Origin of the sequence: Cellulomonas sp. SLBN-39 (assembly GCF_006715865.1) — a bacterium.
Lineage (GTDB): Bacteria > Actinomycetota > Actinomycetes > Actinomycetales > Cellulomonadaceae > Cellulomonas.
Genome location: NZ_VFOA01000001.1, coordinates 1,455,712 through 1,470,947, shown reverse-complemented (window position 1 = coordinate 1,470,947; position 15,236 = coordinate 1,455,712). Strand labels below are relative to the sequence as shown.

The following is a 15,236-nucleotide window of genomic DNA, read 5'->3' as shown; positions in this document are numbered from 1 at the left end:
GGTCGACCGCCGGTGCCGGTCGGGGCGGTCAGTACAGCCGGACCGTGGTCGTCTGCAGCACGCCCGGGCTCAGCGTGAGTCCGTCGGCGACGGCGGACCGACCGTGGACGTCGGTGACGCGGACGCGGTACGGCCCGGCGCCCGGGCTGCTCTCCAGGGTCCACCCCCACGACTGCCGGGTGAGAGGCCGGAAGGCGCCCTCCCCGTCGGCGACCTCGACGGACGCCACCGCGTTGCCCACGTTGTCGACGTGCAGCCCCAGCCACCACGGCGAGGACCCGTCCTTGACCTTGAACGCCAGGCCGTCGGCGACCGGGGGGTCGCGCACCACCCGGAAGACGATCGGGACGACGCCCTTCGCCGGGTCGTCGACGGCGGCGAACGCCTCGGTGCTGAGGTCCAGGTGGCCCGCCTCGCACTCGGGGCAGAGGTTGTCGACCTTCACCAGGACGGTCCCGCGGGCGCCCGTCACCTCGACCCACGACCCGCAGCCGCGGCCCTCGTCGAACAGCGCCGGACCCGCGGCGGCGGTGTAGCCGTTCGCGGGGAAGGTCAGGGGCATGCACGCCCCGGCCGGCCCGGCGGCCGTGTAGTAGGTGGCGACGCCGGTGACCGGGTCGCCCAGGGTCGTCGGTGCGGCGGGGGGCGCTGGGCTCGGCGACGCCTCCGGGGCGGCGGTCGGCGTCGGTGCCGGTGCGGGCGTCGGGGTGCTGGTGGGTGCGGACGTGCGGATGGGCGTCGGGGTGGTCGTCGCGGTCGGGGAGGCCGCAGGCGACCGCGACGCTGCCGGCCGACCCGGCCGCTCGTCGGGCCCGGCGAGGGACCACGCGGTCAGCGCCCCGAGGACGACCGCCACCGCCACGAGGGCCGCGACCGCGAAGCGTCGGGCGATGCGCCCGCCCGGGACGTCGTTCATCGTGCCCTCCGGGTGCCGGACGGGTGGCGCCGTGCAGGTGTCGAGCCGTCCGGCTCGCGCTCGGCGTGGGACACCGTGCGGGCCGGCCGCCGGGTCGGACGTGACCCTGGCAGCGGTCCGTCGCCGCCGTCAAGGCGGTGCTGCCCGACGAGCGGGCCGCGCACGCCGACGACAGCGACCTGCCGTACCGCCCGGCCCACCGACCTTGCAGCGGTGCGCCGGGCAGCGCGCTCAGGGTCGGTGGCCCAGGCGACGCACCGCGTACGCCCGGACCCCCGCAGCCAGCCAGGCGGGCAGGTCGGGGTCGTCGCCGCCGACGACGACACGCTGCGCGGGGTCGGACTCGATGAGGTCCGCCAGCGCGTGGTACGCCTCGGGGCTCGCCGGCCACGTGGCGCGCACGGCCTCGTAGTGCGCCGCCACGATGTCGAGCGCGGCGGAGGACGTCGGGTCCAGGTCGGCCCGGCGGGCGCGCGACAGCTGGCTGTAGAGGTCCCGGGCCTCGGACTCGGCCTCGTGGTAGTCGTCCCTCGTCCAGCCGGACGGCCACGGGTCGTGCGCGGGGAGCGCGGTGCCGAACTTCTTCCGCAGGGTGGCGGCGAGCTGGGCCCGGCGCTCCTGCAGACCGCGGAAGAACTCGCCGTCGGGCAGGCTGCGACGTCCCTCGAGATCGTCCAGCGTCCGGCGGATCGTGCCGGCGATCGCGTCCAGGCGGTCGCGCTCGGCCGTGACGAGCCGGAGGTGGCGGCGCAGCGCGGCGGCCTCGTCGTCCTCCCCTGCGAGGATCGCCTTGATCTGCGGGAGCGGGACGTCGAGGTCGCGCAGCAGCAGGATCCGCTGGAGCACGCGCAGCTGGCTCCGGCCGTACCAGCGGTACCCGTTGGCGGAGACCTCCTGCGGCGCGAGCAGCCCGATCTCGTCGTAGTGCCGCAGGGTCCGGGCCGAGACACCGGAGATCGTGGCGACCTGGCTGATCGAGTACCGCACGGTCGAGCACCCCCTCGTTGACCTTCTCGCAACGTCAACTTTTAGTGTGCCCGACATGGAACCGGAGCAGACGTTCGTGATGACGGCAACGTTCTCGCCCACCGGCGACGCCCAGGTGGACGACGCTCTCGGCGCCCTGACGCACCTCGACCGCGACGTGCGTCAGGCCGCCGCTCTGAGGGTCGGCGAGCTCGCCCACCCGGGCGCGGCACCGGAGCTGGTGGCCCGGCTGTGGTCGGAGCAGGACCCGTTCGTCCGGGAGACGCTCACCTGGGCGATCACGCGCGTCCGGAGCGCCACGCCCCTCCTGCTCGAGGCCCTGGCAAGCACCGACCCCGGCACGCGAGAGCGGGCGCTGCACGTCCTGAGCAAGGTCGCCGACCCGGCCACGCTGGACGCGATCCTGCCGCTGACGTCCGACGCCGACCCGCACGTCGCCGCGAAGGCGCGGTGGGCGCTGACCCGTCTCGGGGACCCCCGGGGAGTCCCCGCGGTCGTGGCCCACCTGGCGGCCGGCGACGACACCGTCCGCAACGGCGTGACCCGTGACCTCGCGTCCTTCGGCGCGGTCGCCGTGCCCGCGCTGGTCGCGGTCCTGGCGAGCGGCGCGACGGACAACCGTCGCCACGCCGCCGAGGTCCTGTGCCTCATGGGTCCTGGTGCGGAGGGTGCGACCGACGCGCTCTCCGAGGCGCTCGACGACCCGGACGGGACGGTGCGGGTGTCGGCGGCGATGGCCTTGCTCGACCTGGGCACCCCGGCCGCGCTGGACGCGCTCAGCCGGGACACGCGGACGCAGGACCCGCGGGTCCGTGAGATCGCGCGCCGTGCAGGGCTGAGGCAGACCGGTGGACGGCGCACCGCAGCGCGGGTGCTGGCCGACCGACGGCGCGCCGCGGGGGGGTGACGCCCGGTCCGGCGGCGGCCGCCGCCGGACCGACGCCCGTCCCGCAGCTGTCGGCGCTCCGGGGTGACGTCGACAGCCCGTCCCTGCGCCGCGGCGCCGCGTCTCGTCGAGCGCGTCACGACCACCGTGCCAGACCGATCGGAAAGCATCCGGTCGGTCCCATTTTCATACCCTCGCGAAGGGTATTTTTTGTGCATTCTTCAATCACTTTCTTGACGCGCCGAAGAGGTTGCCAGAGCCATCCGGGACCGGCAACTTCCTTGATGTCGGGTATTCCACCCGATGGGCAGTTTGATTGCTCGGCCAGTTCCGGACCGCTCCGAGCACGCACTGCTCTCGACACCGATCGACAGGAGAAATCGTGAGCAACCAGAACGCCCTTCGGGACCTGCCCATGGACGTCTTCGAGCTCGAGGACCAGAGCATGGACGTCTCCTCCCTGACCGCCGGCCACGGCATGACCGAGGTCGGGGCGTCGACGAACTGCTTCTGCTACCCCTGCTGCTCCTGCTCGGCGCCGTCCAGCAGCGCTTGACGTCCAGGAGCGCCTGAGACGACCGGTGGGGTGGTCGCCGGCGGACGCGCCCGGCCACCCCACCGACCCGGCACCGACCGAGCCGACCGACCTCCGGGAAAGGAACTCAGGAATGGGCACGACCCACTCTCGCCAGACTTTTCCAGGTGACGGTCCCGATGACGACGCCGTGTTCGACGTCCGCCTCTCCGCGCTGCCTGCGAGAACCCTGAAAGAACTGCGCTTCACCCACACCCGCACCGCACTCGACGCACGCGCGGATTCCCGCGCGCAGGTGGATCGCTGCACCGCTGCGGCTGCGGCTGAGCTCTTCCGCGCGATCGGCGCTCAGGGGATCGACCCGCAGCGCCAGAAGAACCTCCTGCGGATCAAGCGCGCCCTCGGACGCGGCCGGGTGCCGGGCGAGGACGTCCTGACGACGCTGCCGGCACCCCTGGCCGACGCGCTGCGCCGCGTCGACGACGCGCTCGCCCGCCATCTCCAGGAGGGTGTCCAGGTCGAGACCGCCTTCGCGGCGGACCGCGCGCGGACCCGTGAGCTGCTTGCCGAGCACGTCACGGCGCCCCTGCTGCGCAACGGCGTGCTGCAGTCGGCCCCGTCGCTCGAGGACCTCGTCGACTCCGACGACTGGCCGCAACGCATGGCCTCCGACAAGCGCGCCGCACGCGTCGCCCAGTTCGTCTACCGCGCCGCCGCGAAGACCAGCCCGTTCTCGACGTTCACCTGTACCGGCCGTCCCGGGGCCGAGGGCAGTGCCGGCAGATCGACGACCCCCGACCCCGGCTCGACGCGCCTCGTCCGCCAGCTCGACGGCAAGATCTGGGCGCTGCTCATCCACGACCTGGCAGAGCGCCCCGCGGTCGCCGCCAGGTGGGACCTGCGCCCCAACCCCTCGCTCACCTGGGTCGAGGCTCTCGAGAGGTTCGTGCTGCTCGGGCCTCCCCCCGCGGAACAGCTGCGCTCCTTCCCGGACCACCCCGCGATCCGCCTGGTGCACGAGGCTCCCTCGCGGACCGCAGCGGCCACGACCTGGTCGAGACGCGTCGCCGGGTGCGCCGACGACAGCACCCCGGCTGCGGACACCGTGGAGACGCTGCTGCGCTCGGGCGTCCTGGAGGCCGTCTGCCCCGTCTCCGAGAGCGTCGACCAGCCGGTCGGCGACCTCGTCGCGTGGATCGAGCAGCACGGCGTCGCCTCCGACGTGCCGTACCTCGGCACGCTCCGGCGCCTGGCGACCGTGCTCGCCGAGTGCCCGTCCCCGACCGATCCGCAGCGCCTGCGCACCGAGCACCGGTTGCTCGACGCCGCCGTCCGCGAGCTGCTCGCGATGCTCGGCCGGTCGGCAGACGACCTCGGACCCGACCTGGTGCTCGTCCACGAGTCGGCCGTGCTCACCGAACCCGTCACGGTGCCGGCGGCGGAGCGGCCGTCCGCTGCGGACCTCGCCACCGTCTCGGCCGCGCGGTCGTGGCTCGCCGTCCTCGACGTCAAGTGGCCCGGACGGCTCGCCGTCTCCACGTACGCCGCCGCCGTCGTCCCGCCGGGCCGGTCGGTCCCGCTGCTCCAGTTCTACCAGGCGGTGCACCAGGAGCTGCAGCGCGGCCAGGGGCCGCTCGCGGATCACCTGCGCACGTGGTTCTCACCCGTGCCCGTCCAGCCGGGCCCGTCGACGCGAGCCACCCAGCTCACCGCACCGCTGCTGGAGCTCCTTCATGAGCGGCAACGGTGCACCGAGCTGGTCCCGCGGCCGTCCGAGCACGGCGACGGCGTGACGAGACTCAGCCTCCAGCAGGTCGCGGACCAACTGCGGACCCGGCCGGAGCGGCTGCGGAGCACGGGGCCCGCGGCCGTGTACCTGCAGGCCGCGAGCACCACCGACGCCCGGTGGGTCGTCAACGTCGTGCACGGCGGGCACGGGCGCGGCCGCGCGCGGACCGACCACCTCATGCGCTGTGCTGGGCTCGACCCGGCACCCGTCAGCGTCGCCCGCGGGACGCACACGCTGCCCGCCGAGTACACCGGGACGCACGGCTCGTCGCTCAACGCCCGACGCGCCACGCTGCCGGCAGCGATCGACTACCCCTGCACCACGGGTCCCGCGCCGGGCCAGGAGCGGCTCCCGGTCGGCCGGCTGCACGTGCGAACCGGCGCGACGGGACTCGTGGAGCTCGTCGATGCCCGCGACGGCACACGCGTCCAGCCGACGCACGTCGGCATGCTCGCCGACTACCAGCTCCCGCCCCTCGCGCGGTTCATGGAACGCGTCTTCGGCGACGCCTACCTGCTGCACCCGAGCAGCCCGCCGTTCGCGTCGGACCTGGCGCTCGGCAGCCTGGCCGGCATCACCAGGATCCCGCGCGTGCAGGTGGAGGACCTCGTCGTCCAGCGTCGCCGGTGGATCGTGCCCGCCGCGGACTTCCCACGCCCGCGGACCGACCGATCCCACGCCACGTACCTCGAGGACCTGCAGGGCTGGCTCAGCGACCGCGACCTGCCCGCCACGAGCTACGCCCGCGCCTGGGGTCGCGACCTGCGCGGGGACAAGGCGAAGTCACGCAAGCCGATGCTGCTGGACCTCGACTCGTGGTGGACCGTGTGGGAGCTTCTGCGGCACAGCGCTGGTGCCGACTTCGTCGTGCTGGACGAGGCCCTGCCTGACCCGTTCGGGCGGCACCCGGACGCGCCTGCCGTCGAGCTCCTCATCGAGGTGCCCGCGCACCTCGTGGACGACGAGATGCGGAGGGCCGCCTGATGCCCGCCCCCGATACCGGCGCCGAGCGCACCTGGACATCGCTGCACGTGCGGTGCGACGGGGACACCGACGAGCTGCTGCGGACCGTGATCGTCGACGTCGTCGACGATCTGCAGGAGCGCGACCCCGGGACCGCCTGGTTCTACCTGCGCTACTGGGAGGGCGGCCCTCACGTGCGGCTGCGGCTGGCCCTGCGCCCGACGGACCGCGAGCACGCCGTGGCCCTCGTGCGCGATCGGGCCGGCGCGTGGCTCGCCGAGCACGACCCCCGGTACCCCGCCCCGGAGCAGGTCTACGACCAGATCGCCCGTCGGCTCGCGGCACGCGAGGGTGAGGACCGTGAGGTGCTCGGCTGGCAGCCCCACGGGCACGTCTGGGAGCAGCCGTACGTGCCCGAGGTCGACAAGTACGGCGACGGGGCGTCGCTGCGGGCGTACGAGCAGCACTTCGAGGAGTCCTCGGCGCTCGCTGCTCGCGTGCTGCTCGGTCGTCCCGCTCCCACCCAGGTCCTCACCGTCGCGACCCTGCTCGTGCTCACCGGGTGGGTCCGGGAGGACGTCGGCCCGTCGGCCCGACCCCGCGACGAGCTCGTCGACCGCTGGGCGTCGGCGACACCGCTCGACCGTCGCAAGCCACCGCGCGCCGCCGCGGAGATGTTGCGCGGGCTCCTGTCACGCGCCCGTTCAGGCGCCGACCCCTGGTGCGAGGAGTGGCGGACGTCCCTCGAGCGCCTCCACGTGCGTCTGCTCGCCGCCGACGTGCCGCCCGCCGACCGGTCCCGTGGGTCGGACGTGTGTCACCACCTGCTGTGCAACCGGCTCGGCCTGACCCTCGAGCAGGAGGTCACGGTCCGCCGGATCGCCTGGGACCTGCTCACCGACGAGGCACCCGCGAACGTCTGGGCGGCCCGATGAGCACGCCGGAGCCGTGGTGGGAGCTGTACCTCGTGCGCTGGGACGGCGACGCCGCACGGGTCGTCGAGGAGGTCGTGCGGCCGCTCGCCGGCGACCGCCTGCTGGGGCGCCGGCCCTTCTACGTCGACACCGACTGGTGGCGGGGACCGCACGTCTCGATGTGCTTCTGCGCGTCGCACGAAGCCGTCGCCGCGCTGCAGGCCGACGGACTGGTGGAGCGCGCGTCCGACCTCCTGGCGGCGCTCGGCCCGGGCGCGAAGGTAGAGCCCGGGCAGCACGTCGACCTGCACGAGCGCCTCGCGCGCTACGAGCGGCGGGCCCGGCCGCTCTTCCCGTGGCTGCCGGACGGCAGCGTCGGTCTGCGGCCGCTGGCGGCTCGGGACGTCGACGGCACCGACGAGGCCCTCGCGCGGACCGTCCGGGCGAGCCACCTGGCGCTGCGGGTGCCCGAGTGCGACCTGTTCGGGGAGATCTCGGCCGGCCGCCTGCGCGTCGAGGCGTACGCAGTGCATCTGCTGGCGAGCATCGCCACCTGGTTCACCGACTCCGACCTGCGCGCCACGTACCCGTCGTTCGCGTCGCACGCGGAGGCCTACCTGGGCACGGACGCCGTGGTCGGCACGCGCGAGCGCTGGGACCGGGCATACGAGCTCCACCGTCCCACGCTCACCGGGCTGCTCGCCGAGTCGGCCGAGCAGGCGGCCTCGGGCACGCCGCCGGCAGCGACCGCGGCCACCGTCATGACCCTCGGCTCGGTCGTCGACGCCACGGACCCGCTCGCGCTCTTCGGGGGCAGTGCGCTCCCCGCCACGCAGGACCTGTTCCGGGGATCGGCCTTCCACACCGCGCTGGCCGCGAACCGCGGGTGGCAGGACGAGGTCCGCACCAGCGCCTGGTTCGCGCGGTACCGGCTCGTGCTCAACCTCGCGTACCTGCACCTCACGAAGCTGGGCCTGACGCCGCATCACCGCTTCTACACCTGCTACCTGCTCACCCGGGCGGCGCAGGACCTGACCAGCACCACCGCAGCCGACGTCGTGAGAGGCCTCGACCGTGCCTGAGCTCACCCTGCCCTCCACCGCGCGCACGCCCACGCCCTCGTCCGGGACGACGCTGCGTCTCGCCCTGGCGCCCGGCGTGTACCTCGCGCGGTCCCCGGAGCTCGCCGTCCTGGTCCGCTGGCCGCGCAGCCGCTCCCTCGGCGCGTGGGACGAGCCGACGGCGACACTCGTCGAACAGCTGTCCGACCCGCGGGGCGTCGAGGTCGATGCCGCCGTGCTCACGGGGCACGGCACCGACGACGTCCTCGCCGGGCTGCTCGACGACGGATGGTTGACCGTCACCGTCGAGCGCACGTCAGGGCACGTCATGACCGTCGTCCCACGGCGCCCGCCGGCAGCCCGCGACGTCCCCGCGCACCGGCGACGCCTGACCCCGTCCCGGCACGTCGTCGCGGTACCGACCGCGGACGGGTGGAGCGTGGAGGCTCCGCACTCCTGGGGAGACGTCACGTTCTCGGACGTCACCGGGATGAGCCGGTGCCTCGACCCGGACGGCCGCGAGGTGGACGTGCTCGAGCAGCAGGTGCTGGCGTGGTGCGGCGTGCTCGTCGAGCCGGACGCAGAGGCCGCCGAGCTCCGGCACCGCCAGTGGTCCGCCCACGAGCTGTGGTTCCACGAGCGGTCGCGACGCTATGGACGTGAGCGCGGGTTCGGCGGCACGTTCTGGGCGCGTGGCACGTTCGCGCCCCCGCCGCTGCGCCCGCCCGGCGCGGGCGTCACCGTGCCCTTCGTGACCGCGGATCCGCAGCGTTGGCGCGAGCGCTCGTCGAGCCTGCACACCGTCCTCGAAGACCGCCGCTCGACGCGGCGCCACGACGACGACGCCCCGCTGACCAGCGAGCGCCTTGGCGAGTTCCTCTACCGGACCGCGCGGCTCCGCGCGGCGCAGGAGGTGGACGGCGTCGAGTACGCGAGCAAGCCGTACCCGTCGGGCGGGTCCGTGTACGAGATCGAGCTGTACCTGCTCGTGCGGCACGTCGAAGGGATCGACCCGGGCCTGTGGGTGTACGACCCGACCGCGCACGGGCTGGCCCCTGTGCGCGACGGGCTGGCAGACCCCGACGTAGCGGCGCTGCTGCGCGAGGCCACCCACTCGTCAACCGTCGACACCCCGCCGCAGGTGACGGTGCTCATGGCACCGCGGTTCGGGCGGATCCTGTGGAAGTACGAGCAGATGGGCTACGCCGTGATGCTCAAGCACGTCGGCGTCCTCATGCAGACGATGTACCTGGTCGCCACCGACATGGGGCTCGCCGCCTGCGCGATCGGCAGCGGGGACAGCGACCTGTTCTCCCGCGCGACCGGCCTGGACCCGCTGGAGTGCACGACCGTCGGGGAGTTCCTGCTCGGCACGCCGCACCCCTCCGACACCTTCCAGGAGCGTCCCGCATGAGCACCGACGTGCTGCGATGGTCGGACGACGCGGTGGTGACCACGCACGACTGGGGCGTGCTCGTCCACGACGAGCGCGGGGTCCACCAGCTCCGCGGCTCAGGGCTCGAGCGGCCCGTGGCCTGGATCCGGGAGCGGCTCACCGAGCCGACCGACCCGGCGAGCCTGCTGGCGCCGCTCCCCGACGGGAACCGCGCGCGCATGGGGCGGCTCGTCGACTCGCTCGTCGCGCGGGGTGCGATCACCGTGGAGCGCTCCGACGCGTCCGCGACGAGGACGCTGCACGCCGGCCTGCGCACCGGGCCCGCCGGCCACCGCGCCGCGCAGGCGCTGGCAACGCTCCTTGAGGGTCACGGCGTGGTGCTCCCCCGGCCCGCAGCGGCCCTCTCGCCCGGGCTCGCCGTCGTCGACGGCGACGTGCACCCGGCGGACGCCCCCGAGCGCGCCGTCGGCTTCCGGCTCGTCCTGCGGAGCGAGGACGTGTGGCTGGGCCTCTTCCGCGGCGACGCCGCAGACCGCGCCGCCGGGGCGCAGGAGCTGTTGCGGTACCTGGGCGCGTCGGGCGCCGCCGCCCTGCCGGGCGCGGCGCACGGCGCCGAGGCCTGGCTGCCGTGGGTGGCCCGGACGCTGGCCGCGACGGCCCGCGCGGACGCGTCCGGCGCGGACCGCTGTGTCCGGCTCACCGTCGACCCCTTCGCGGTGCACGAGCACCGCCTCGTGCGGACCGACGGGGACCGGGTGCCGGGCGGCGTCGGCGCGGTCGAGGACCTGAGCGACCCGCTGGTGATCTCGCGGCGCTGCGCGCATCTGGTCGACGACGTGACGAGCCCCGTGGGCGTCCCCTCGGAAGCCGGGCTCCGTCAGCTACCGCTGCAGCTCTCCGGGTCGACGGTCCGACACGCGGACGGCAGCCGGGAGGTGGTGCTCGGCCACGGGTGGACCCTCGAGCACGCGCGCGGCCACGCGGTCGGGCAGGCCGTCCTGCGCTACGGCCTCTCCCGCCTGTCCCCGAGCGTCACCGCTCAGCCGCTCGCACAGGGCAGCCGCCCTGGCGCGCCCGTCGTGCTCCGCCGTGACGACGTCCTGCGGGCGACGGCCGGGTCCGGCGGTGTCGCGTCGCTCGGTGCGACAGCGCACCACGCCGCGCACGCGGCGGCGGTCCAGCTCGCCGCGCGCCTCGCGGCGACGGACCCGCAGGTGACCTGGCACCCTGCGCCGCTGCCGCCGTCAACCACCGGTGCCGACCTCCTGGCGACCGATCAGGAGTGCGACCAGATGCTGGTCGCGCAGGGGCTGCCCTTCGACCTCGTCGCGCTGCGGGTCGCACCGGACGCCGTCGTCATGGGCGCATCGGACCACGGTCCACGGGACGCCGCGGAGGCGGCGGTCGTCCAGGCGCTGCTGCGCCACCAGTCCCGCAGCCCCGGCAACGGGGTCGCGGCGCCGCGGACGTACCGTCCACCGGCCGCGACGAGCGACGGCGTCCCCGACGTCACCTCGCTCGCCGCCCTGCTCGGACGGCACGGCACACCGCTCGTCGTCCCGCTGTCCGGCGGCCCGTCCGTCGACGCGGTGCTCCCCCACCAGGTCCTCGTCCTGCTCGCCCCCGGAGGCTCCCGACCGTGACCGCTGTCCTGTCCGAAGTCCGCACGTGGTCCGCTCACTGCCGGGCCGTCGAGCAGCACCTCCGGGCCGCGTGGGACGAGGCCGCACCGGCCGTCCACCCGTGGCGTCTGCGAGTGCACGTCACCGGCACGCCCGACGACGAGGCAGCGTCCGCCGCCGGGCAGGTCGTGGTGCTGCTGCGCCCGGGCGCCGCACTGGTGACGACGCACGACGCGCGGCAACCCGGCTGCCCGACCTGCCTGCTCACGCGTCACCGACTGGCGACGCCGAGGTCCGTCGACATCGAGCGGGCTGAGGAGCGGTGGGTGGACCTCGACCCTGTCGTCTCCGAGCCGGCGGACCCCGACGTCCTGGCACGAACCGTCGTGGCGGCCGCCCGGACCCTCATCGCGCAGACCGCCGAGCAGCCGACACCGACCCGGACCGTCGTCCGCGTCGACGCGCGCACGCTCGAGCTCGCGTCCCACCGGTTCTTGCCTGACCCCCTGTGCGCGACGTGCGGAACGCTTCCTGACGACTCGCCCGAGTCCGCCGATCTCGTGCTGGAGCACCGGACCAAGCCGGACCCTCGCAGCTACCGGTACGAGGACCCGGTCTCGCGTCTAGAGACGCTGAAGCGTCTGTACGTCGACCCGTTCTGCGGCCTCCTGCACTCGCTGCAGCGTGACACGCAAGGCGGGCTCGCCGTCGCCGGTGCGCTGATGAAGCTGCGGCGGCACGAGTGGATCGAACCGGGTTTCGGCCGCAGCCGCAGCTATGAGGAGAGCGAGGCGACGGCGATCCTCGAAGCGCTCGAACGCTACGGCGGCGTCCAGCCCGGCGGGCGGCGGACCACCGTCCGGTCGTCGTTCGCCGCGCTGGGAGACGACGCCGTCGACCCCCGCCTGTTCGGCGTCCACCCGGCGAGCACGTACGCCGACCCCGGCAACCACTACCGCGACTTCGACCCCCACACCCCGTACTGGTGGGTGTGGGCGTACTCGTTCGCCCAGCAACGACCCGTGCTGGTGCTCCAGGAGCAGGCGTACTACTACGTCGCGCACGACGAGGGTCCAGGCCCGTTCCTGTACGAGGTATCGAACGGCTGCGCGCTGGGCTCCGCGATGGAGGAGGCGATCTTCCACGCACTGCTGGAGGTGGCCGAGCGCGATGCGTTCCTCATGGCCTGGTACCGGCGGCTCGCCCTGCCGCGTCTGCGCGTCGACACCGCCAGGCACCATCCCGTCTCGGCGCAGCTGCGGGCGGTCGAGCGGGAGACCGGCTACCAGGTCCGGCTCCACGACCAGACGACCGAGAACGGCATCCCGTCGGTGTGGGCGATCGCACGGCACCCGGACCCGTCGGTCACCGACCGGCCCACCCAGGTGTGCGCGGCTGGCGCCCACCCCTCGCTCGAGAAGGCCGCGCTCAACGCGCTGAGCGAGATCGGCCCGTTCCTCAACGACTTCATCGGCCGGTTCCCGACCCTGGCGCAGGACGCCGAGCGCATGGTGGACGACCCGGGGCTCGTGCGCACCATGGCGGACCACTCGACGTACTTCGGCTCCCCCCGCATGCGGCACCACCTCGACTTCCTCGACGCCGGCCCGAGCGTCTCGTTCGCCGAGGCGGAGCGGGACGGCCAGTTCACGCACGCGTCGATGGCCGACGACGTCCGCGAGATGGTGGACCGCTTCCTCGCCGAGGGGCAGGACGTGATCGTCGTCGACCAGACCACCGACGAGCACCGTGCGGCAGGCCTGTCATGCGTGAAGGTGCTGGTCACCGGCAGCCTGACCATGACCTTCGGCCACCACCTGCGCAGGATCGAGGGGATCGAGCGCCTCGGGACGGTGCCGGCACGCCTCGGGCTGGCCTCGGCGTGGTCCCCGGACGAGCCCGTGCTGCCGCACCCGTTCCCGTGACCGGAGGTCGGATCAAGATGCAGTTCGTCGTCATGGCCGAGTGGGACCTGGAGCGGCACGGTGTGCCCGTCGAGACGCTCCGCGCGTGGGCGCGAGGGCCGGGCGCGGTGGCGTACGAGGGCCTGCCCGGCATGGCGCTCAAGTCCTGGTACTCCGACCCCCACGCGAACGTCTGGGGCGCGGTGTACCTGCTCACCGACCCGCACGCGCTCGACGACGACCGGCTGCCGCGCACCGTCGGCGACCGCACCGGGCCGATCGGCGTGCGCCCGGACCGGGTCCGGTGGCACGTCCTGGAACGGACCGTGCGGGGCGACGCCGACCTCGACGACCTCCTGGCCGCCGCGTCCGACCCGGCCGACCCGGCCGACCAGCGCGAGCGCACCCCGGAGGACGCATGACCACCACGACGAGCACGACGACGCACGAGCCGGTCGCGGCGCACGACGCAGGCGGTGCGCCCGGCCGCCAGCGACCTGGTCGCCCGCAGGTCACCGTCCCGAAGGGCGCGTTCCGGAGCTTCCTGCACACGATGCGGGAGCACCGCACGGGACTGGTCCTCGTCGGGGTCGTGTCCGTGGTCGCCACGATCCTCGGCGTCGCGCAGCCGCTGATGATGCAGCGGATGATCGACGCCGCGAGCAGCGGCGCGGAGAACCCGTGGGTGTGGTGGCTGGTGGGTGTCACCCTCGGCGAGGGGGTGCTGCGCGGCGCGCAGTCGTTCGTGCTGCAGCGCACCGGCGAGGCGTTCGTCGGCGGTCTGCGCCGCTCGCTCATCGCGCGCGTCCTGCGGCTGCCGATGGCCGCCTACTCGGCTACGCCCAAGGGCGAGTGGATCAGCCGGCTCGGCGCGGACACCAGCCAGGTCCGCACCATCGTGACCTCCGGCCTGTTCGAGCTCGTCTCCGCCGTCCTGATGTTCGGCGCCGCGGTGGTGCTGATGGTGACGCTCGACCCGGTCCTGTTCTCTCTCACGCTCGGCGGGGTGGTGCTCGGAGGGGTGGGGATCACCTTCATGGGGGCCCGCATGCGCCGCACCAGCGAGGTGACGCAGGCCGAGGTGGCGCGCATGACGTCCGCCGCGGACCGCGCCCTGTCGTCGGTCGTGCTCATTCGCGCGAGTGCGGCGACGGAGCAGCAGGTCGAGCTCGTCACCCGGTACGCGCGCCGCGCCGAGGCGTCAGGCGTGCGGATGGCCCGCATCCAGGCGTGGGTGCAGCCCGTCATGTCGCTGTGCATCCAGGGCGCGTTCCTCCTGGTGCTGGCGGTCGGCGGCCTGCGCGTCGCTTCAGGCGTGCTGACCGTCGGCGAGCTGATGGCGTTCATCATGTACCTGTTCCTGCTCGTCATGCCGGTGACACAGGCGATGAGTGCGTACACGCAGATCCAGCTCGGGCTCGCGTCGTACGACCGGATCCGGCAGGTCCTGCATATGCCGGCCGAACGCACCGGCGGGAGCACGGACGTCGTCGGCCCCACCGAGTCGGAGCCGGCCGTCGTCCTGGAGGACGTGCACTTCGGCTACGGGGACGAGCCCGTCCTGCGTGGCGTCTCGCTGACGGTGCCCGTGGGGTCACGCACCGCGGTCGTCGGGCCGTCCGGTGCGGGCAAGTCGACGGTGCTCGCGCTGCTCGAGGGATTCATGGACCCGGACGCCGGCGTGGTCCGCAGCCTGGGGCACGACCTGCGGGACGTCGACCTCGACAGCTACCGCCGCCACGTCGCATATGTCGAACAGGGGGCTCCTGCGCTGGGCGGGACCCTCGCGGGCAACCTCCGCCTCGTCCGTACCGACGCGACCGACGAGGACCTGCGGCGCGTCCTGGGCGCGGTCGGGCTCGACGGTCTGATCGCCCGCCAGGACGCGGGCCTCGACCTCGACCTGGGCGACAACGGCTCCGTGCTGTCCGGGGGCGAGCGTCAGCGGCTCGCGTGGGCTCGCGTGCTGCTGCAGGATCCGCAGCTCCTCCTGTTCGACGAGCCGACGTCGAGCGTCGACTCCGCCACCGAGAGCCTCCTGGGGCTGGCGCTGGACGAGGTGTCCCGCGGCAGGACCACCGTCATCGTGGCCCACCGCCTGTCGACGGTGGTCACCGCCGACCAGATCGTGGTGCTGGAGAACGGCAGAGTCCTGGACGTCGGCACGCACACTGAGCTCGTGGAGCGATGTGCGCTGTACCGCACGTTCGCGGAGCACCAGCTGCTGGTGTGACAGCCGCGGGTCACGCGGTGGGGCGGCGGC

At 74.0% G+C, this 15,236-nt stretch carries 12 protein-coding genes; 10 read left to right on the top strand and 2 right to left on the bottom strand.

Annotated features, from left to right (window positions below; genetic code table 11):
• Nucleotides 1-28 precede the first annotated feature (28 nt).
• The gene (locus FBY24_RS06640; protein WP_142159126.1) at nt 29-916 is read right to left on the bottom strand and encodes an expansin EXLX1 family cellulose-binding protein; all 888 of its coding nucleotides are present in this window, start codon (nt 914-916) and stop codon (nt 29-31) included.
• A 231-nt stretch (nt 917-1,147) separates the two neighbouring features.
• A complete protein-coding gene (locus FBY24_RS06635; protein WP_160158448.1) occupies nt 1,148-1,903 on the bottom strand; it encodes a MerR family transcriptional regulator in 756 nt (251 codons plus the stop codon).
• Between the two features lie 55 nt (nt 1,904-1,958).
• On the opposite strand from FBY24_RS06635, the gene FBY24_RS06630 reads away from it, so the two are divergent.
• The 10 genes from FBY24_RS06630 (at nt 1,959) to FBY24_RS06585 (ending at nt 15,206) form a co-directional block, all read left to right on the top strand.
• Nucleotides 1,959-2,810: a HEAT repeat domain-containing protein gene (locus FBY24_RS06630; protein ID WP_140458193.1), complete on the top strand. Its 852-nt coding sequence runs from the start codon at nt 1,959-1,961 to the stop codon at nt 2,808-2,810.
• 361 nt (nt 2,811-3,171) lie between these two features.
• A complete protein-coding gene (locus tag FBY24_RS06625) occupies nt 3,172-3,345 on the top strand; it encodes a thiomuracin/GE37468 family thiazolyl RiPP peptide (RefSeq protein WP_239072854.1) in 174 nt (57 codons plus the stop codon).
• A 274-nt stretch (nt 3,346-3,619) separates the two neighbouring features.
• Nucleotides 3,620-6,097 (top strand): hypothetical protein, encoded by a 2,478-nt coding sequence (locus tag FBY24_RS06620; RefSeq protein WP_142159121.1) that lies wholly within the window; start codon nt 3,620-3,622, stop codon nt 6,095-6,097.
• Complete coding sequence (locus FBY24_RS06615; RefSeq protein WP_142159119.1) at nt 6,097-7,011, top strand: lantibiotic dehydratase C-terminal domain-containing protein; 915 nt, start codon at nt 6,097-6,099, stop codon at nt 7,009-7,011. The genes FBY24_RS06620 and FBY24_RS06615 overlap by 1 nt, the downstream gene beginning before the upstream one ends.
• The gene (locus tag FBY24_RS06610) at nt 7,008-8,072 is read left to right on the top strand and encodes a lantibiotic dehydratase C-terminal domain-containing protein (RefSeq protein ID WP_142159117.1); all 1,065 of its coding nucleotides are present in this window, start codon (nt 7,008-7,010) and stop codon (nt 8,070-8,072) included. Before FBY24_RS06615 ends, FBY24_RS06610 begins: the two co-directional genes overlap by 4 nt.
• Nucleotides 8,065-9,465 (top strand): SagB family peptide dehydrogenase, encoded by a 1,401-nt coding sequence (locus tag FBY24_RS06605; RefSeq protein ID WP_140458197.1) that lies wholly within the window; start codon nt 8,065-8,067, stop codon nt 9,463-9,465. The genes FBY24_RS06610 and FBY24_RS06605 overlap by 8 nt, the downstream gene beginning before the upstream one ends.
• Nucleotides 9,462-11,090, top strand: a complete 1,629-nt coding sequence (locus FBY24_RS06600) for a hypothetical protein (RefSeq protein ID WP_142159115.1) — start codon at nt 9,462-9,464, stop codon at nt 11,088-11,090. Before FBY24_RS06605 ends, FBY24_RS06600 begins: the two co-directional genes overlap by 4 nt.
• Entirely contained in the window at nt 11,087-12,994 is a 1,908-nt protein-coding gene (locus tag FBY24_RS06595; RefSeq protein ID WP_140458199.1) for a TOMM precursor leader peptide-binding protein, read from the top strand. The genes FBY24_RS06600 and FBY24_RS06595 overlap by 4 nt, the downstream gene beginning before the upstream one ends.
• A gap of 17 nt (nt 12,995-13,011) precedes the next feature.
• Entirely contained in the window at nt 13,012-13,395 is a 384-nt protein-coding gene (locus tag FBY24_RS06590; RefSeq protein WP_142159113.1) for a hypothetical protein, read from the top strand.
• Nucleotides 13,392-15,206: an ABC transporter ATP-binding protein gene (locus FBY24_RS06585; protein WP_222117213.1), complete on the top strand. Its 1,815-nt coding sequence runs from the start codon at nt 13,392-13,394 to the stop codon at nt 15,204-15,206. Before FBY24_RS06590 ends, FBY24_RS06585 begins: the two co-directional genes overlap by 4 nt.
• The last annotated feature ends 30 nt before the right edge of the window (nt 15,207-15,236 follow it).